The sequence below is a fragment of the Embleya sp. NPDC127516 genome (genome assembly GCF_044765325.1).
Lineage (GTDB): Bacteria > Actinomycetota > Actinomycetes > Streptomycetales > Streptomycetaceae > Embleya.
In genome coordinates this window covers 397,451-411,499 of the sequence record NZ_JBIWJT010000004.1, presented here as the reverse complement: position 1 = coordinate 411,499, position 14,049 = coordinate 397,451, and the positions used below count along the sequence as shown (strand labels likewise).

Here is a 14,049-nt window from a genome sequence, read left to right as displayed (position 1 = left end):
GCCGATCCGCCGAATCCGGCGGATGGGCTCGAAATGCCACCTTCCGGTCCCGGTACGACACGTGCCGATGTCGCGAAAAGGCGCGCGGGCACGGATACGGCGTGCTTACGGGACGAGGTGGGCGAAAACCACGACGTTGCCGGAATAGTGGGTCTTCCTGGAGTAGGTGCCGCCGCAGGTGAGCAGCCGCAGTTCCGGTCGGGTCGCGTCGCCGAAGACGCGCGCGGCGGGGAAGTCGTCCCGGGCGAACGCCTCCACCCCGTCCACGACGAAGGCCGCGACGCTGCCGTCCTCGCGGTCGATCTCGATCCTGGAGTCGCGCGGGAGCGAGCCGAGCGGGTAGAAGACCGCGGGTCCGGCGGCGGTGTCCACGTGGCCGACGATCGAGGCGGTGCCCTTCTGCCCCGGGGTGACTCCGCCCTCGTACCAGCCGGCCAGATTGCGATCGTCGCGCGTGGGCACGTCGATGCCGCCGGCCTTGTCCAGGCCGACCCGGGTCAGCGGTGCGGAGATGCCCAACTCGGGGATCCGGATCCGGATCGGCGTCGACGCGCGCATCGGCGGTGCCTCGGTGGGCACGGCCGGCGGAGTAGGCGGAGTGGGAGGCGTGGGAGGGGCGGGTGTGCCGGGCATGCCGGGCGCCGCGGGATCGGCCGGCGGCATCGGCGACGCGATCGGCACCGCCGCGGCGGCGGGCGGACGTGGCGGCGGTGCGACGGTGTGGTATCCGGCGTACAGCAGACCCGAGCCGCCGATCGCCAGCACGCCGGAGGCCGCCGCCCAGAGCAGGCGGCGGCCACCGGGTCGGTGCGGCCGATCCGCGGCACTCGCGGGTGCCTCGGGAGCGGAACGGGTCATCGGTCAGGCGAGGTTCGAGGCCCGGCGGCGGAGCGCCACGAAGCCGGTGCCGGTCGCGCCCGCGATGACCAGACCACCGACCGCCAGCAGCGCCGGGTCGCGCTCCTGGGTACCACCGAAGCCGGCCGTGGACGCCGCGACCGGCGCGCTGCCCATCACGTGCAGGCTGCCGATCAGCTCCTGGCCCTCACCACAGACCACCTTGACCTCGTAGTCGCCGGTGGCCACGTCCTTGATGGTGGCCTGACCCTTGACCTCGTCGCCCTCACGGGTGAGCGTGACCATGGCCGTGAACGCGTCCGAGGAAGCGGTCGCCGTGTTCGCGGTGCAGTGCTTGTCGTCCGACAACAGCACCGTGTCGCCGGGGCGACCGGAGTCGGCCTGCATCGGCGCGGCGGCGAACGCCGAGCCTGCGGAACCGCATACGGTGAGACCGACGATCGTGCCGACGACTGCGAGACGGGCACAGCGCATTTCGTCCTCCAATGGACATGCGGAACCGAACCCGACAGACCGGGTTCCAGGGGAAGTCCCGCTACAAGGAACGTAAAAAGCCGCCCCACCCCCCGCCACCGGTGGCCGCCGAACGGTGGATCACGCCGGGCTTCGGAGTGGACCGGTCCCGGCCGGGGGTTTACCGCCGCCCCCGCCCACCGACGCCCCGCCCCCGCTCGTCGCCGCCGTCCCACCGCCGCCGCCCACCTGCCGGGCCGCCATCACCGCGACGTCGTCCTCCACCGGTGGCACCACCAGCCGGTCCAGGATCGTGTCCACCAGCGACTCCAACGGAGCCCCCGGCTCGATCCGCAGCGCCGCCAATCGCTCCAGCGACACGTCGATGTCCTCGTCCCGACGCTCCACCAGCCCGTCGGTGTACAGGACCAGCACACTGCCCGGCGCATCCGGCCGCACCTGGGCCGTGTACCCGCCGCACCCGGTGCCCAGCGGTGGACCGGTGGGCAGGTCGAGCAGCCGGGTCGCGCCGTCGGCCGCGACCAGCAGCGGCGGCAGATGCCCGGCGTTCGCGTACGTGGACACCCCCGCGTGCGGATCCTTCAGCACCAGCAGACACGTGGCGACCCGCTCCAGCCCGGCCTCCTCGCCCATCCGGTCGGCCCGCGTCAGGATCTCCTCCGGAGACAGCCCGCCGGCCGCCAACACCCGCAGCAGCGCCCGGTAATGGCTCATGTCCACCGCGGCCTGCACGCCGTGCCCCATCACGTCCCCGACCGCGAGCAGGGTGCGCCCGTGCGGCAGCGCGATCGCGTCGAACCAGTCGCCGCCGACCTCCACGCTGCGCCCGGCGGGCAGATAGCGGGTGGCCAGCTCGATGTCCGGGTGCGGTGCCTTGGGCCGGGCCAGCAGGGCGCGTTGCAGGGCGAGCGCGACGCTGTGCTCGCGCGAGTACCGCCGCGCGTTGTCCACACACGTGGCGGCCCGGTACGCGAGGTCGCGGGCCATCTCCACGTCGTCCTGGGTGAACGGCGCCGAGTCGCCGGCGCGGATCAGGCTGAGCGTGCCGATCGTCTCGCCGCGCGCGATCAGCGGCACCATCATCGCCGAGTGCATGCCCGCCGCGCGGTAGACCGCCACCCGGGACGCGTCCGGCGCGGTCGCCCGCAACGCCTCGTCCGAGGGACGGTTGTCCACCACCGTGCACCCGGTCCGCACCACCCGCGCCACGTCCGCACCCGGCTGGTAGTCGATGTGCTCGCCGGGCCCGCCCAGGAGGGTGCTCAGGTAGCGCAGCCGCGGGATCGAGGTCCAGGCGGCCCGACGCAGCCGCACCGTGTCCGGCGCCGGGCGCGGCCGGCCGATCTCCTGGTCCGGATCGGCCGGTTCCAACAACTCGACGCCGACCACGTCCGCGAGCACCGGGACCAGTAGGTCGACCAGCTCGCGGCACGTGGTGTCGGTGTCCAGCGTGGTGCCGATCTCCAGCGCGGCCCGATCCAACAGCGCGAGCCGCCGATGCGCCTGATCCAGCGCGAGCTGGGTGCGCCGGGACGCGGTGGTCTCCATCAGGATGGCGACGACGCCGAACACGCCGTTCTCGTCGTCGAGCCGGTGATAGGCCGCGTGCCACCACCGGGTCTGCGGCGCGCCCGCCACGGTGCTGACGCCGGTCACGGTCGCCTCGCGCGCGATCCCGTCGGCGAGCACCGCGCGCAGCACGTCCCGGGGCACCTCCAGCCCGGGGAACGCCTCGGCGAGGTCGCGCCCGACCTGCTCGTGCGCCGGCCGCCCGTCGATCCGGGCCAGCGCCGGATTGACGTACACGTGGCGCAGGTGCGGGTCGAGGATGCCGATCGGGGCCGAGGTCTCCTCCAACACCCGGTGGAACAGCCGCAGCCGAGCGGCCACCGACAGACGCGAGTCCGCGCCGAGCAGTCCGCCCACGTCGAACTCGTCGTCCGCCGGGTCGACGTCCTTGTGCAAGCCGGGTACCTCCTCGCCACCACTGCCACCACCGTCGCGGACCGCCGGGTCCGGGACGCCTCGCGCGCCGCGCTCGGGCGGGCGCGGGCCGGTTCAGCCGGTAGGCACGCCCGGTGGCTCGGCGAGCGCGGCCAGGTCCACATGCAGCAGTCCGCACGCGCGCAGCGTGCCGCCGACCCGGGCCAGGTCGGCGCCCGCCGAGACCGGCACGACGGTGCGCACCCGGGGGTCGCCGGTACGGGCGAACGGGCCCAGCACCTCGCGGGCGCCGGCCTCCACGAACACCTCGATCCCGCGCTCGCGCAACGTGGTCAGCGCGGTGCGGTAGCGGACCGGATGCCGCAGCTGGCCCACCACCCCGTCGCGCAACTCGCGCTCGTCCGCGTAGTCGCGCCCGAGCAGCGGTGAGAGCACCGGATAGCGCGGGGTCCGGAACTCGATGTCGGCCCCCAGCCGGCGCCACTCGCCGGCCGCCGACTCGCGCAACCGGTTGTGGAAGAGCGTGCGGACGGTCAACGGCTTGGCGGCCACCGCCTTGCGCTCGGCCAACGCGGCGAACGTGGCCAGCGATTCGTCCGGCCCGGAGACCACGGTGTGCTCGGCCGAGTTGTCACAGGCCAGGTCCAGGCCCGGCAACTGGGCCGAGCACAGCAGTTCGAGCGTGTGCCCCGGCGCCAGGCGCAGGGTGAGCAGGCCGGCCGGATCGGTGGTATGGAGCGTGCAGGCCGCCGCCCGGGCCAGATACAGCCGGGCGCCGTCGCCGGCCGTGTATACCCCGGCCGCCGCCAGCGCCGCCATCTCGCCCAGGCTGTGCCCGAGCAGCACGTCGGGGCGCACCCCGAAATCGCCCTCGAGCAGCCGGAAGGCGGCCAGCGCGCCGGCGTAGATGGCCAAGTGCAGGGACAACTCGTGCCGATCCATCAACTCGTGCGCGTCCGGCGCCTTGGAATCGAGGAGCAGGCGCGACGGCGACAGTGTGGCGCGATCGTCGACCGCGTCGTCGACCTCGGCCAGGGTGTCGCGGACGACGGGCCGATCCTGGAGCCGGCGCAGTGCGCCCGGCACATAGGAGCCAACGCCGGGCATGATGATCGCGGTGCGTGGCACGCTCACGGAGACTCTCCCTTGGCTCTCGGTGGTCTCTGCTGCCGCGGCCGGGAGGTTCACCGAACCCCGGCCGCGGGTCCTGGGACGACATCCGGAGGGTGACGAGGCGACTGCGCCGGGTACTCTCGCGGATCGTCCCCGCTCATGACGGCAACCCGGGCTCGCGGGAACGGGGCGCGTGTCCGGGGCGGATCGGGACGTGGACGGTGGGCTCTGGGCCCGGGCCGGCGGATCGGCCGGGTGGGTCGGGGAGGGGCCCGATTCCAGGAGAGTCGAGCCGGCCGAGGACCGCAACCGCGCCCACCGCCGCGCGCCCGCGTCCGGAGCCGCCGAGCGCTCGATCCGGGGCCGATCCCGCGCCCGGGCGGGGCGGGCAACTCACGTGGTGCCGGCGGCAGCCGACCTCGGGGCGGCCCGGTCGGCGACGTGGGCATTCGGCGGCAGCGGGCCGCCGTTCGGGGGTATGCCATCCGGGTGGTTCACCGGGCGCGGGCCGCGGTCGCCGGTTCGGGTGGACCCCGATGCCCACCCGTCGCCTCGGGTGCCCCCGATCGTTGGTCCGAACGTGATCAGCCCCAGCCGCGCACTGGCCGCCGGAATCGTCTCGGCCGCCGTGCTCGTCGCGCCCGCGCCGGCAGCCGTCGCCGTGGCCACCGAACCCAACAGCGGCGTCACGGTCGTGGTGACCGGCGACGACTACCACGTGGCGGCGGACGGTGTCGTGGTCCGACACGCTCCCGCCGAGCATTCCGCCGTCGTCGAGATCGCCCGCCACGGCGACACGCTCACCGTGCACGGCACCCACGTCGCCGACGCGGACGCCGACCGGTACGGCGCGCGTCGGTAGCCGGCGGCCACCAACCGGCGCGCCGAACCCGGCCGGGCTCCGCGAGCGCGACGACCCGAGTCGGCGCCGACCGATCACCCGAACGGGTGTGCATATGCTGGCGGGGCCGTGAACCGGACGTGTGGCCCGGCGGCGTCAACGGGAGGAGTGACCCGATGAAGGTCGGCGTCATCGGTCTGGGCGACATCGCGGAAAAGGCCTACCTGCCCGTTGTCTCGACCCTGCCGGACCTGGAACTGCGCCTGCACACCCGTACGCCGGCGACGCTGCGCCGGGTCGGGGAGACCTACCGGGTGCCCGCGGAGCACCGCCACGCCGACCTGGATGGGCTGCTCGCCGAGGGCTTGGACGCGGCGTTCGTGCACGCGGCGACCTCGGTCCATCCGGAGATCGTGACCCGGCTGATCGAGGCCGGCGTGCCCACCTACGTGGACAAGCCGCTGGCGTACAGCCTGGACGAGAGCGCGCACCTGATCGAGCTGGCCCGGGCGCGCGGCGTCGGCCTGATGGTCGGCTTCAACCGTCGGCACGTGCCGGCGTACGCGGAGAGCCGCGAACTGCCGCGCGACCTGATCGTGATCCGTCGCAACCGCGTCGACACCGCGCGCGAACTGCGCACCGTGACCTTCGACGACCTGATCCACGTGGTGGACACGCTGCGCTTCCTGGCCCCGGGCGAGATCGAGCACGTCGACGTGCGGGCCCGGGTCGTGGACGGATTCGCGCAACACTTCGTGCTGCACCTGTCCGGTGCCGGCTTCAGCGCGATCGGCATGCTCAATCTGCGCAGCGGGTCGGACCAGGAGATCCTGGAGGTTTCCGGTCGGGACGGCACACGCGAGGTGTACAACCTGGCCGACGTGGTCGACCACCACCAGGGCCTGCCGACCACCCGACGGCGCGGCGACTGGACCCCGATCGCGCGCCAACGCGGGATCGAACAGGTGGTCCTGACCTTCCTGGACGCGGTCCGCACCGGTGTCTTCCCCGACCTCGACGACACGCTGCGCACACACGAGATGTGCGAACTGGTGGTCACCGAGGTGGAGAAGCAACTGGGCTGAGGGGGACGCACATGCGGACACGATGGTCGCCTCCGGTCGTCTCCCCGGGGCGGCTCGCCGAGGTTGCCGCCGAGATCGAGCGGATCGGGGAGCTCATTCGCCACGACGGCGCCGGCGGGCAGGGCGAGGCCGAGGCCGCGATGGCCGCCTTTCGGGCAAGGACGGGACACGACTACACGATCGCGGACTTCGTCGGTTACCACGGATCACGGTCCCTGGCGGACTTCGCCCTGGAGGCGGCCCGGCCCGCCCGGCCCCGGATCGCCGACATCACCCGGGCGGAACTGGTCGAGATCGTCGAACGCGTCCTCGCGGGGGACGCCGAACTCGACTGGTATCTGCTGGTGTTGACGGTCAACGTGGCGCACCCGAGGGTGACCGAGCTGATCTTCGGCGGGCCGGCCGGGGGCGACGGCGCCCTCGAGTCCGCCGAGGAGATCGTCGACGCGGCGTCGGCCTATCGCGCGATCGCGTTGTGAGCCGGGCCGGCGGGGTTCGCTCGGGTCAGAACATCGTGTTGTCGTTCGCGGCGGTTTCCGGGATCGGCTGGATGACGTCCCAGTGCTCGACGATCCGGCCGTCGCGGACACGCACGATGTCCACGAGGGCGCTGCCCCGATCCTCTCGCGATGTGCGCATCAGGCTGTGTACGACGACCAGATCGTCCTCGGCCGGCACCCGCTTGAAGTCGATGGTCAGGTCCGGGAACCGTGCCCCGAAAGCGGTGACGAACTCGACGAACGCGTCGGCGCCGTCGGGAGCGTGCGGGTTGTGCTGGATGTAGCGGGCGCCGAGGTACTTCGCGGCGGCGTCCATCGGCTGCTTGTCGTTGAACGCCAGGTCGAAGAAGTCCTGGGCGATTCGCTTGTTCCGGTCCAGTCGGGCCGGCCCCTCGAGGTCGGAGTCGTCGGATCGGTCGTTCGGGCTGTGCCGTTCGGTGTCTGTCATGGGTTCAGTTCAGCAGCGAGGGGCCCACGCCGGGAAACACCCGTTCGGATCGGTGGCATACCCTGCGGGTATGGCCGAGGTGGAGCTGCGTGAGCTGCGCTATTTCCGGGTGGTTGCCGAGGAGCTGAACTTCTCGCGTGCGGCGATACGTCTGGGGATGACCCAGCCGCCGCTCTCCCGGGCCATCCGGCTGCTCGAACGACGGCTGGACACGGCCCTGTTCGAGCGGGACAGCCACCGCGTGGCGTTGACCGCGGCGGGGGAGGTGCTGCTCGCCGAATCCCGGTCGGTCCTGGACGCGGCCGACGCGGCCGTACGGCGCACCCGGCGTGCGGCGGCCGGCCCGCCGACCCTGGTCGTCACGGCGAAGCCGTGCGTCGCGACGGACCTGCTGCGCGACCTGGTCGCCGCGTACCGCGCGTTGCCGGCGGCACCGATGGTGGAGGTGGTGGTCGGCGGCTTCGGCGAGCAGGCGGACATGGTGCGCGACGGGCGGGCGGACGCCGCGCTGCTCAGTGCGCCGTACGACGTCCAAGGGCTCGAACTGGAGCACCTGATGGGGGAACCACGCGTGGCAGCACTGCCTCGGGTCCACCCGCTGGCCGCCCGGGAGACGCTGACCTGCGCCGACTTCGCGGACCTGCCGATGCCCAGGTGGCCGACCGCGAGCGTGGTCGAACGCGACTACTGGGCCGGGCGCGACCGGGCGCCGAACCGGGCCGGCGAGCGGGCCCGGGGTCCGCTCGTCCACGACAACGCGCAAGTCCTGGAGTGCGTCGCGCTGGAGCAGGCCGTGGCGCTGGTGTCGGCCTCGCTGGCCGACCGCAACCCTCGCCCGGACATCGTCTATCGGCCGGTCTCGGACGCGAGCCCGTTCACCATCGCGATCGCCTGGCGGCAGGGGGCCCGGAACCCGTGGCTCGCCCGGCTGGTCGACGTCGCGACGAAGGTGGCGGCGGAGACGGAGGCCCGGGGGCTCGATATGGGCGCGGGACTTCCCGTCGGCCGGCCCGGGTAGGGCGCGACGTCAGCCGGTTCGGGGCGGCAGCGCGCCGGCGGCCGACAGCGCGGCCACGGTTTCCGGATAGGGACCTCGCGTCGCCCAGTCGATCGGGGCGTAGCCCGTGCCGTGGTCCTCGCGCAGATTGGGATCCGCGCCGTGTGCGAGCAGTTCGCGGACGGTCTCGGTGTGGCCCCAGCAGGCCGCCGCGCACAGCGGGGTGCCCTCGGAGCCGGAACCGCTCTCGGTGTCGGGGGCCGCGCCGGCCTTCAACAGGAGCGCGACCACGTCCGCGGCCCCGTGGACCGAGGCCGCGTACAACGGCGTGGTCCCGTATCGGTCCGGCTGTTCGGGATCGGCCCCGGCCCGAAGTGCCGCGGCCGTCTCGGCGAGGCGGCCGAGGCCGGCCGCGCCTACGAGCAGCCGCGACAGTCGTTTGCGCTCACGATGGTTCACGCCGCAGAGGGTAGTGCGCGGGTCGCCACCGCGCGCGGGAATTTACGGGTGGTGCGCGCCGAGGGCGGGGCAGTGGCCGGCCGGTGGAGCGGGAGTGGCTCGGGGAGGGACCGGCGGCGGGCGTGCGGGAGCGGGCGGGCGCGGTGTCTCGGGGGTGCGGGTCAGTAGTTCGTTTCCGCCGCGCCGCCGGGCGGGTTTCGGCGGGCCGCCCGAGCGGCGGTGATCCGGGCCGAGACGTCCACCCACGTGCTCCCGTAGTCGCGGTCGAGGCGGTCGCGCTCTTCCGGGGAGAGGTGATCCAGGGCGGGCAGCAGGTCGCGCTGCTCGTGGACCAGCAGGCCGTCCATCGCGGACGCGGCGTCCTGCGCCTCGTCCTGAAAGCCCGGGCCGTCCGGGCCGAGCCGCTCGGCCGAGTCCAGGAAGCCCTCGATCCGGCGCGCCTGCGCGATGGCGTCGTCGACAGACCCGCTGCGGTGCCCGTCGGCGTCCCGGATCGCCGGATACAACACCCGTTCCTTGGTCGCGATGGTCGCCCGGATCGCGTTGTCGGCCTCGTCGAACAGGGCGACGGTGCTCTGCGGGGTGGCCCGCCACCGGCGGATCAGCTCACGAAGGTTGCGGTTGTCCAGCACGACTGTCTCCTTGCGCGACTCGGCTCACGCGGCCGCTCGGCGTGGACCGGCCACGACCACACCCCGTGCCACTGCCCTTTTCGGGACGGATCATCCCTTGGCCGGCACGCGGAAGGCAGGCCCTGCCGGGGCGGTCAGGACCACGAAGTCGGGGTCTGTCGGGTGTTGCCGCGCCGGCCCGGCCGTGGGCGGCCCCGGGCGCGCCCGGAGCTGCTCGACCCGTTCGACGGGATGCGTGGCGGTCCCGGGTGAAGTGCCGGCCGATCCCGCCCCGCGTCGACGACCGAGCCGGCATCGTGGTGCGGGTGACTGAGCCCTCGCGCACCCGACTCGCCCGGACCCTCCTCACGACGGCCGCTGTGGCCGCATTGCTGACCGCGGTGGGCTGTTCATCGGAGGACCCGGTCCGGTTCGAGGACGGCGACCGGTCCGATTCCGTCGAGGGGGTGCCCGGCCGGGACTTCGCCGATGTCACTTTGACCCCGGAAGGTCCTTTGGACGCACGGCAGTTGTCCGCCTCGGCGGACATCATGCGCAAGCGCGCGGCGACGAGCGGCCTGTCGGTGAAGGACGTGACGGTCCGGGACGGCGCGTTGGTGCTGCGGGTCTCGCTGAGCAAGTACGGCGCCGAGACGAAGCAGCGGATCGCGGCGATCGCCGGCACCGGGCAACTGACGGTGCGTCCGGTGACCAGCGCGACACCGGTCCAGGCGACCGTACCCGGGCAGCCGGGAGCGTCGGCGCCCGCGAGCCCACCCGAGTGCGCGGACTCGGCGACGCCTCGGGCGGACGCACCCGGCTCGCAACTGGTGACTTGTGACACCAAGTCGGTGGAGAAGTACGTCCTGGCGCCCGCCGTGATCACCGGCACCGACGTCTCCGGGGCCGAGGCCCTGCCGCCCGCGAATGGCTTGCCGAGTTGGGAAGTGAGGATCACGTGGACGGCCAAGGGCCAGGACGCCTTCACCCGGGTCACCTCCGAGGCCGCCGGCGGCCGACTGCCCACCAACCGGATCGCGATCGTCTGCGACGGCCGACTGCTGATCGCACCGACCGTGCAGTCCGCGATCCCGGGTGAGGCGGTGATCAGCGGGTCCTACAACGAGGCCGACGCCCGACAACTGGCCGCGACGATCGGCGCGGGAACGCTGCCCGCGGGATTCACGGTCGGCGCGTACGTCGAGGGCAAGTAGTGGGAGTTGCGCGACGGTCGGCGCGTACGTCGACGGCGCGCGGGCGCCCGGCGGAAGCTAGGTCCACAGGCTCGCCCAGGTGTGGGCGGCGTGGGCGAGGGCTTCGGCGCCCCAGACGCCGTCGGCCGCCTCCTCGTCCCAGCGGCGTGCCTCGGCCAGCGTGAAGGCGCGTACGCCGTCCGGGGTCGCGTCGCGCCATCCCGGGGTCCGGGTCACCCAGGCACGGGCCTGTTCGGGAGTGTGGCCACCGGCGGAGACCAGGCGCAGGCCCCATAAGGCCGCGTCGATCCACGCCGGGCCGAGCGCGGGCCAGGCCCAGTCGACCAGACGGGCCCGGGTGCCGTCGACGAGGACGTTGCAGGCGGCCGGGTCGGTGTGCAGCAGAGACGTCCCGGTCAGCAGGTGCTGTTGGGCCGGACCGCACCAGTACCCCCAGCGATCCCACGCGCTCGGCAACCGCAGTCCCGGCACCGGACACCCGCCCAACTCGGCGAGCGCGTCCACCACCAGGGCCAGGTCCGGCGACCCGGGTGTGTAGTCCGCATGGCGACCGTCGATGCCCTCGAACGCCAGCAGATGCCACCCCGCGACCTCCAGCCGCCACAACACGCGCGGAGCGCTCGCGGGAAGGAACGCGTTCACCCGTTCCTCCTGGTCGAGTTCGTCGACCGGCTCCCAATGCGATCCCCACCATCCGGACCCCTCGCCGGCGGGGGCGCCGACGAGCACGGGGGCGGGCCTGCGTTCGCGCTCGCGCTGTGCCTTGACGAAGACGGTCCGACCGTCGGGAAGCGTCAACACGGCCGACGCACCGCAGTTCGCGCCGCCCACCGTGTCCGCCACCACGGGTTGCACGCCGAGCCGGCCCCGCACCGCCTCGCGCACCCGCACCGGAAGTCGATCCCACGCCACGTGGGCGATCGCCACGTCAGGGCGCCGGAGGCGGCGGATGCTCCGGCGGCGCCGGCGGGTTCTTGTCCGGCGACCTGGGCCCGGGTGGACGCCCCGGGTTGTCCGGCGTCGACGGCCCTCGCGGAGACGTACGCCCCTGACGCATCATGCATCGCAGCGTAGACCCGGGTGCCGACCTGCGAACAGGGCCCGAGCGCGATGATCGTCATCGTCGGTCCAAAGGAAACGGCTGGCGCGAAGGTTGGCGTCCCGGCATGCTGGGGCGATGTTGATCAGGGAAGCCGGCGCAGCCGACTGGGCGGGCATCTGGCCGTTCTTCCACGAGATCGTCACCGCCGGGGAGACGTTCACCTACCCGCTCGATCTCGGTATGGACGAGGCCCGCGAGTGGTGGCTCCTGGCCCCGCCGTTTCGGACCGTGGTGGCGGTCGACGAGGACGGGGCGATCCTCGGTACGGCGAAGATGAATCGCAACCACATGGGCAACGGTTCGCACATCGCCAGTGCGAGCTACATGGTCGATCCCGCACGCTCGGGCCGGGGCGTCGGCCGGGCGCTGTGCGAGTACTCGATCGCGTGGGCCCGGGCCCAGGGATACCGGGCGATGCAGTTCAACGCGGTCGTCGAGACGAACGTGCACGCGGTACGGCTCTACCGCAACCTCGGCTTCGAGGTGATCGGGACGCTGCCGGAGGGCTTCCGGCATCCCGAGCACGGATACGTCGGGCTGCACATCATGCATCTCGCGCTCTGAGCGGGCTTCGCGCGCGGGTCGGTTCGCGACCGGTTCTCCATGGGTCCCCACCGGTTCCCGACCCGTTCCCGGTCGGTTCGGGGCGCGCTCCGCGGTAGGTGACGGGCACGCCCCACAAGACTCCTGATCGGTCGTCAGGCCCGGAGAGCGGTGCGGAGCCAGGACAGGCGCAGGCCGTCCTGGAAGGCGCCACCGCCCTCGTGGCCGTTGAACGGATAGACCTCCATGCGCTTCGCCGCCGGGTAGTGGTTGTAGGCGGCGAACACCGTGGACGGCGGACAGGTGGTGTCCATCAGGGCCACGCTGAACAGGGCCGGCGCGGTCGCACGGGCGACGTGGTTGACCGCGTCGAAGTAGCCGAGCGTACGAAACGCCGCGTCGACGTGGTCGCGGTGCGCCGCGAGGTAGCGGGTGAGTTCGCCGAACGGGCCGGTCGCGGCGATCTCGGCGCCGCGGCGGAAATGGCACAGGAACGGCACTTCGGCCACCACGGCGGTCAGATCGGGAATCAGACCGGACATCGCGAGCGCGATGCCACCGCCCTGGCTTTCGCCGACCATCGCGATCCGGGTCGGGTCGACGGCCGGGTGGCTGCGTGCCGTCGCGACGGCACGGACCGCGTCCACGAACACACGGCGGTAGAAATACAGGTCCGGATCGGTGATGCCGCGGGTCATGAAGCCCGGGTGGGTGGGGCCGCCGCCCGCCGGGGCGTCGTCGCCGGTACCGCCGCTGCGCCACACGCTGCCCTGGCCGCGCACGTCCACCACGAGATGTGCGAACCCGGCTGCGGCATACAGGAGTTGCTCGTGCGGGAGGCCGCGCCCGCCACCGTATCCGGGGAACTCGACGACGCACGGCAGCGGGCCGTCGCGGTGGGCGGGCAGGACCAGCCAGGCGTGCACGCGCTGACCGGCGTACCCGGCGAAGGACACGTCGTGCACGGCCACCGCGGTCAGCGGGCCGGCCTCGGGCGTGAAGGTCGGGTCGAGGGGATGTGCGGCGGCCTCGGTGAGCGTACGCGTCCAGAAGGCGTCGAAATCATCCGGCTCGGTGCGAACCGGTCGAAAACCTTCCAGTTCCGTCAACGCCAGGTCGCTCAAGGGCATGCCGTGCTCCTCGTTCCTGTTCGGGTGCGGTCGATCGAGTGCCCGGGGATCGAGTGCCGGCGATCGTGTCGTCGGCCAATTCTGCACACCACCGGATCGGCGTGATCAATCGGGGCGAACGCGGCCGACGCGAGCGCCGGGCGCCCCGGAACCGCCGCCGTCGCCTCGGGCTTGACACTCCGCCCGCGGTCGATCGAGGATCGTGAGCGGCATCGAACGTCGGCACCGATCGGGTGCGGCGCACGAGGTGCCGGGGTAGTGCCTTGGAGGCATGCCACCGTGTCCATTCTCCTGAACCACACCATCGTTCTGTCCCGTGACCGGCGAATCTCCGCCGAGTTCACCGCCGGGATCCTCGGCCTCGAAGTCGGCCCACCGATGGGGCCCTTCCTGCCGGTCACCGTCGCCAACGGCGTGACATTGGACTTCGCGAGCGTCGACCCCGAGACGATCTCGCCGCAGCACTACGCGTTCCTGGTCTCCGAGGCCGAGTTCGACGCGATCTTCGAACGACTGCTCGCCGCCGGTGTCCGCTACTACGCCGATCCGCGGCTGAGCGAACCGGACGCGATCAACCGGCACGACGGCGGTCGAGGCGCCTACTTCCTCGACCCGAGCGGCCACTACCTGGAGATCATCACGCGCCCCTACGGCGGCGGCGAGGCGGACGCGGAGGTCTGAGCGGCCGAGCATGTCGCGTCCGTCCGCGCTGCGTTCGGGCGCCGGCATC

Annotated in this window: 16 protein-coding genes; 7 read left to right on the top strand and 9 right to left on the bottom strand. The window is 72.8% G+C overall.

Annotated elements, in window-relative coordinates; translation table 11 throughout:
* Positions 1 to 105: 105 nt before the first annotated feature.
* From ACIRL2_RS09760 to ACIRL2_RS09745, 4 genes are all read right to left on the bottom strand, one after another.
* Positions 106 to 858: a class F sortase gene (locus ACIRL2_RS09760; RefSeq protein WP_402231325.1), complete on the bottom strand. Its 753-nt coding sequence runs from the start codon at positions 856 to 858 to the stop codon at positions 106 to 108.
* 3 nt (positions 859 to 861) lie between these two features.
* Positions 862 to 1,332, bottom strand: a complete 471-nt coding sequence (locus tag ACIRL2_RS09755) for a hypothetical protein (RefSeq protein ID WP_395858942.1) — start codon at positions 1,330 to 1,332, stop codon at positions 862 to 864.
* A 120-nt stretch (positions 1,333 to 1,452) separates the two neighbouring features.
* Complete coding sequence (locus ACIRL2_RS09750) at positions 1,453 to 3,297, bottom strand: SpoIIE family protein phosphatase (protein ID WP_402231323.1); 1,845 nt, start codon at positions 3,295 to 3,297, stop codon at positions 1,453 to 1,455.
* A 93-nt stretch (positions 3,298 to 3,390) separates the two neighbouring features.
* Positions 3,391 to 4,410, bottom strand: coding sequence for an ACP S-malonyltransferase (locus ACIRL2_RS09745; protein ID WP_402231321.1), 1,020 nt, complete (start codon positions 4,408 to 4,410; stop codon positions 3,391 to 3,393).
* Between the two features lie 559 nt (positions 4,411 to 4,969).
* Here ACIRL2_RS09745 and ACIRL2_RS09740 point away from each other — a divergent pair.
* The 3 genes from ACIRL2_RS09740 to ACIRL2_RS09730 all read left to right on the top strand — a co-directional run bounded on the left by ACIRL2_RS09740 (position 4,970) and on the right by ACIRL2_RS09730 (position 6,794).
* Positions 4,970 to 5,251 carry a hypothetical protein gene (locus ACIRL2_RS09740; RefSeq protein ID WP_402231319.1) on the top strand — a complete coding sequence of 94 codons (282 nt, stop codon included), beginning with the start codon at positions 4,970 to 4,972 and terminating at the stop codon, positions 5,249 to 5,251.
* A 155-nt stretch (positions 5,252 to 5,406) separates the two neighbouring features.
* On the top strand, positions 5,407 to 6,315 hold the full coding sequence (locus ACIRL2_RS09735) for a Gfo/Idh/MocA family protein (protein WP_395858938.1): 909 nt from the start codon (positions 5,407 to 5,409) through the stop codon (positions 6,313 to 6,315).
* Between the two features lie 11 nt (positions 6,316 to 6,326).
* On the top strand, positions 6,327 to 6,794 hold the full coding sequence (locus ACIRL2_RS09730; RefSeq protein ID WP_402231317.1) for a hypothetical protein: 468 nt from the start codon (positions 6,327 to 6,329) through the stop codon (positions 6,792 to 6,794).
* A 25-nt stretch (positions 6,795 to 6,819) separates the two neighbouring features.
* Here ACIRL2_RS09730 and ACIRL2_RS09725 read toward each other — a convergent pair whose 3' ends face one another.
* On the bottom strand, positions 6,820 to 7,263 hold the full coding sequence (locus tag ACIRL2_RS09725; RefSeq protein WP_402231316.1) for a nuclear transport factor 2 family protein: 444 nt from the start codon (positions 7,261 to 7,263) through the stop codon (positions 6,820 to 6,822).
* 70 nt (positions 7,264 to 7,333) lie between these two features.
* Here ACIRL2_RS09725 and ACIRL2_RS09720 point away from each other — a divergent pair, with 70 nt between their 5' ends.
* Positions 7,334 to 8,281 carry a LysR family transcriptional regulator gene (locus ACIRL2_RS09720; protein ID WP_402231314.1) on the top strand — a complete coding sequence of 316 codons (948 nt, stop codon included), beginning with the start codon at positions 7,334 to 7,336 and terminating at the stop codon, positions 8,279 to 8,281.
* A gap of 9 nt (positions 8,282 to 8,290) precedes the next feature.
* Here the strand turns inward: ACIRL2_RS09720 and ACIRL2_RS09715 are convergent, their stop codons facing one another.
* Together ACIRL2_RS09715 and ACIRL2_RS09710 are read right to left on the bottom strand one after the other, a co-directional pair.
* Positions 8,291 to 8,719 (bottom strand): ankyrin repeat domain-containing protein, encoded by a 429-nt coding sequence (locus tag ACIRL2_RS09715; protein ID WP_395858934.1) that lies wholly within the window; start codon positions 8,717 to 8,719, stop codon positions 8,291 to 8,293.
* Between the two features lie 161 nt (positions 8,720 to 8,880).
* The gene (locus ACIRL2_RS09710; protein ID WP_402231312.1) at positions 8,881 to 9,351 is read right to left on the bottom strand and encodes a hemerythrin domain-containing protein; all 471 of its coding nucleotides are present in this window, start codon (positions 9,349 to 9,351) and stop codon (positions 8,881 to 8,883) included.
* A 305-nt stretch (positions 9,352 to 9,656) separates the two neighbouring features.
* Here ACIRL2_RS09710 and ACIRL2_RS09705 point away from each other — a divergent pair, with 305 nt between their 5' ends.
* The gene (locus tag ACIRL2_RS09705) at positions 9,657 to 10,544 is read left to right on the top strand and encodes a SecDF P1 head subdomain-containing protein (RefSeq protein WP_395858932.1); all 888 of its coding nucleotides are present in this window, start codon (positions 9,657 to 9,659) and stop codon (positions 10,542 to 10,544) included.
* A 57-nt stretch (positions 10,545 to 10,601) separates the two neighbouring features.
* On the opposite strand, the gene ACIRL2_RS09700 is transcribed toward ACIRL2_RS09705, so the two are convergent.
* Positions 10,602 to 11,471 carry an aminoglycoside phosphotransferase gene (locus tag ACIRL2_RS09700; protein WP_395858931.1) on the bottom strand — a complete coding sequence of 290 codons (870 nt, stop codon included), beginning with the start codon at positions 11,469 to 11,471 and terminating at the stop codon, positions 10,602 to 10,604.
* 250 nt (positions 11,472 to 11,721) lie between these two features.
* Here ACIRL2_RS09700 and ACIRL2_RS09695 point away from each other — a divergent pair, with 250 nt between their 5' ends.
* Positions 11,722 to 12,210 carry a GNAT family N-acetyltransferase gene (locus ACIRL2_RS09695; protein WP_395858930.1) on the top strand — a complete coding sequence of 163 codons (489 nt, stop codon included), beginning with the start codon at positions 11,722 to 11,724 and terminating at the stop codon, positions 12,208 to 12,210.
* A 134-nt stretch (positions 12,211 to 12,344) separates the two neighbouring features.
* Here the strand turns inward: ACIRL2_RS09695 and ACIRL2_RS09690 are convergent, their stop codons facing one another.
* Complete coding sequence (locus ACIRL2_RS09690) at positions 12,345 to 13,319, bottom strand: acetylxylan esterase (protein WP_395858929.1); 975 nt, start codon at positions 13,317 to 13,319, stop codon at positions 12,345 to 12,347.
* Positions 13,320 to 13,598: 279 nt separating this feature from the next.
* On the opposite strand from ACIRL2_RS09690, the gene ACIRL2_RS09685 reads away from it, so the two are divergent.
* Positions 13,599 to 14,000: a VOC family protein gene (locus ACIRL2_RS09685; protein ID WP_395858928.1), complete on the top strand. Its 402-nt coding sequence runs from the start codon at positions 13,599 to 13,601 to the stop codon at positions 13,998 to 14,000.
* The last annotated feature ends 49 nt before the right edge of the window (positions 14,001 to 14,049 follow it).